This is a genomic window from Accumulibacter sp. (assembly GCF_031732815.1).
Taxonomy (GTDB): domain Bacteria; phylum Pseudomonadota; class Gammaproteobacteria; order Burkholderiales; family Rhodocyclaceae; genus Accumulibacter.
This window is the reverse complement of sequence record NZ_JAVMKF010000235.1, coordinates 1-3240: the sequence shown is the minus strand read 5'-3', so window position 1 is coordinate 3240 and position 3240 is coordinate 1. Positions and strand designations below refer to the sequence as shown.

The window sequence follows — 3240 nt, the reverse complement described above, 5'->3', positions numbered from 1 at the left end:
CGTCGCCGTTGTTGGCGATGCGGTCGGCCCCGACGATCACCGCATCGACCTCGCCACGCATCAGCAAGAGGCCGGCGGCGTTGTCGGCGATGACCGTGTGCGGCACGCCGTGCTGCTTCAGCTCCCAGGCCGTCAGCAGGCCCTGATTGCGCGGCCGCGTTTCCGAGACCCAGACGCGCACGTCGATGCCGGCATCGAAGGCGGCATAGACCGGCGACAGCGCCGTGCCGTGATCGACCGTGGCCAGCCAGCCGGCGTTGCAGTGGGTCATGATGTCCAGCCGGCCGTGCTTCTGCGCCAGTGGCTTGAAGAGTTCGAGGCCGTGCTGGCCAATGGCGCGGTTCTGCGCCACGTCTTCGTCGGCAATGGCGGCGGCCTCATGCCAGGCGGCCAAGCTGCGTGCAGCAGGGGAGAGTGGCTTGATGTGCGCCTCGATCCGCGCCAGCGCCCAGTGCAGATTCACCGCCGTCGGCCGCGTCGCGCCCAGCGTAGCCACGGCGGTGGCGAGCGCGCCATCGTCGGCCCGGTGCTGCATCGCCAGTGCCACACCGTAGGCGGCCGTGGCGCCGATCAGCGGCGCGCCGCGCACCTGCATGCTGCGGATGGCGTGCGCTGCGTCTTCCAGCGATGCGAGGCGCAAGGTCCGATAGTGGTGGGGTAGCGCCGTCTGGTCGATGATCTCGACAACCGGCTGCGCTTCGACGCGCCAGATGGCGCGGGTGGGGGTGCCATTGACTTTCATGCCCGGCATTTTACAGTGTGGCCTTCACTTCTTAGCCCTGCCGCCATGCTCAATTCGCCCGTCGCCATCGACTCCAAGCTGCCCTGGGTCGGCACCACCATCTTCACTGTGATGTCAAAGCTTGCCGCCGACTGCGGGGCGATCAACCTGTCGCAGGGGTTCCCGGACTTCCAGGCGGATCCCTCGCTGTTCGATGCCGTGCATCGCGCCATGCTCGCCGGGCGCAACCAGTACGCACCGATGGCAGGTACGGCGGAACTGCGCCAGGGCATCGCCAGCAAGGTGGCGGCGCTCTACGGCATCCGCTACGACGTCGACACCGAGGTGACGGTCACGGCCGGCGCCACGCAGGCCCTCTTCACCGCCATTGCCGCCTTCGTGCGACCGGGTGACGAGGTGATCGTCTTCGAGCCGGTGTACGACAGCTACGTGCCGGCGATCGAGACCGTCGGCGGCAAGGCCGTCTATTCGCGCCTGAAGTTTCCCGACTACCGGCCGGACTGGAACCACGTGAAGTCGCTGATCGGCCCGCGCACGCGCATGATCATCGTCAATACACCGAACAACCCGAGCTGCAGCCTGTTCACGGCGGATGACATGGCGACGCTCGCCGAACTGACGCGCGACACCGACATCGTCGTGCTCGGTGACGAGGTCTACGAGCACATCTGCTACGAGGGGCAGCATCAGAGCCTGTGCTTGCATCCGGAACTCGCCGCGCGCAGCATCGTCGTTTCCTCCTTCGGCAAGACCTACCACATCACCGGCTGGAAGATCGGCTACGTCGTAGGCCCGCAGGCGCTGATGACCGAGTTCCGCAAGGTGCACCAGTTCAACGTGTTCACCCTCAACACACCGGGCCAGCTGGGCCTCGCCGAATACATGCAGGACGCCTCGCGCCACCTTGGGCTGGTCGATTTCTACCGGCAGAAGCGCGACTTCTTCCGCGAGCAGCTCAAGGGTTCAAGGTTCGAACTGCTGCCCTGCCGCGGCACCTACTTCCAGCTGGCCCGCTATGACGCGATCTCGCAGAAGCCGGACCGCGAATTCGCCGAATGGATGGCGCGCGAAGTGGGCGTGGCGGTGATCCCGGTGTCGGTGTTCTACCACGACGGCCACGACGAGCATGTCGTGCGCTTCTGCTTCGCCAAGAAGGACGAGACGCTGGCCGCAGCCGGCGAACGGCTGCGGCGCGTCTGAACGCTCAGGAGGTGGGCTGGGCGGGAGTCCGCATCAACCCCATCCAGCCCATGACGGCGTAGACGAGGATGGTCGAGCCGATCATGCCGATCCCGTAGACGAGACCGATCAGCAGCCAGTCGATCGGGCCGCCGGCATCGGAGAATCCCGAGACCGAGAACTGCGCCATCATGACCAGCGCTACTCCGCCACCGAGCAGACCGAACAGCTCCGCAGCGACCAGGCGGCGGCTGTAAATTTTCCGCTCACGCAGGACCAGTGCGGCAAAACCGGCGAGTCCGGTGACGGCGAGCAGGATCAGCAGCCACAGTTGCGGGCCGAGCATTTCCTGGAATACGGCGAGGAGGACCAGTGGATCGAGTTCCTTCATGTTTTTTCTCCTTGTCAGCTGCGTCCGCGCAGCATCGCGAGATAGGTCGGCTTGAGTGCCATCGTCTTCATGACCCACGTGATCCAGAGCTCTTCAAGCGGCGCAATGACGCCGGGGAACGAGGGCACGAGGTTGTCGTTGTAGTCGAACTCGACCAGCATCGCCTGCCCGAGGCGAGTGATCAGCGGGCACGATGTATAGCCGTCATACGTGGCAGTGGACGTTTTCTGCTCGATCGTCGCGACCAGATGGTCGACCGCGACCGGCACCTGCCACTTGACGCTGGCTGCCGTTTTTCCCTTTGGCACGCCGGCGACGTCGCCGATGCCGAAGACATTGGCAAAGCGCTTGTGCCGCAGCGTCGCCTTGTCCACCTCCATCCAGCCGTCGGCGGCGAAGATGCCTTCCTGCCAGCGCAGCGGGCTGTTGCGCACGGCGTCCGGGGCGCGCATCGGCGGTACGACATTGATGAAGTCGAAGCCGATCTCCTGCGGCCCCTGCGGCGTCTTGAAGGTGACGACCTTGCGACCGGGATCGATGGCCAGGAGGACGTGCTCGTAGCGTGTCTTGATGCCGCGATCCTTGAAAAGCATGCGGACCTTCTCGGAAACGATCGGCACGCTGAAGAGCACCTTGTTGTGTGCCGCATAGATCAACTCGGCCTTGCCGCGGTTGCCGCGCCGGCGAAGATGGTCGTCAGTGAGGAAGGCGTACTTGAGCGGTGCTCCTGCGCACTTCATTTCAGTGGCTGGCCGGCAGAAGAGGCCGACCCCAGGGGAGGCAACCCGGTGAATCGGGCTGGTGAATCTGGCGCGCGCCATACGGCGGCGCCCGTTCATGAGAGAAGCGTTATTGGCGGGGGGCAGCGGCTACCGGCCGTGCCGGATCAGATGCCGCCGCTCTTCGTCGCCCAGACGAGCAGGACGAT

Annotated in this window: 3 protein-coding genes and 1 pseudogene; 1 reads left to right on the top strand and 3 read right to left on the bottom strand. The window is 65.3% G+C overall.

Annotation, left to right across the window (positions count from 1 at the left end; genetic code table 11):
- Positions 1 to 742: s-methyl-5-thioribose-1-phosphate isomerase (locus tag RKP46_RS14550; RefSeq protein ID WP_311107299.1), on the bottom strand; the 742-nt coding region annotated here is incomplete at its 3' end.
- Between the two features lie 45 nt (positions 743 to 787).
- On the opposite strand from RKP46_RS14550, the gene RKP46_RS14545 reads away from it, so the two are divergent.
- Complete coding sequence (locus RKP46_RS14545) at positions 788 to 1942, top strand: pyridoxal phosphate-dependent aminotransferase (RefSeq protein WP_311107298.1); 1155 nt, start codon at positions 788 to 790, stop codon at positions 1940 to 1942.
- Positions 1943 to 1946: 4 nt separating this feature from the next.
- On the opposite strand, the gene RKP46_RS14540 is transcribed toward RKP46_RS14545, so the two are convergent.
- Together RKP46_RS14540 and RKP46_RS14535 are read right to left on the bottom strand one after the other, a co-directional pair.
- A complete protein-coding gene (locus RKP46_RS14540) occupies positions 1947 to 2312 on the bottom strand; it encodes a DUF5368 domain-containing protein (RefSeq protein WP_311107297.1) in 366 nt (121 codons plus the stop codon).
- 14 nt (positions 2313 to 2326) lie between these two features.
- Positions 2327 to 3085: pseudogene (locus tag RKP46_RS14535) on the bottom strand (FAD/NAD(P)-binding oxidoreductase); the annotation flags it as partial.
- Positions 3086 to 3240: the final 155 nt, after the last annotated feature.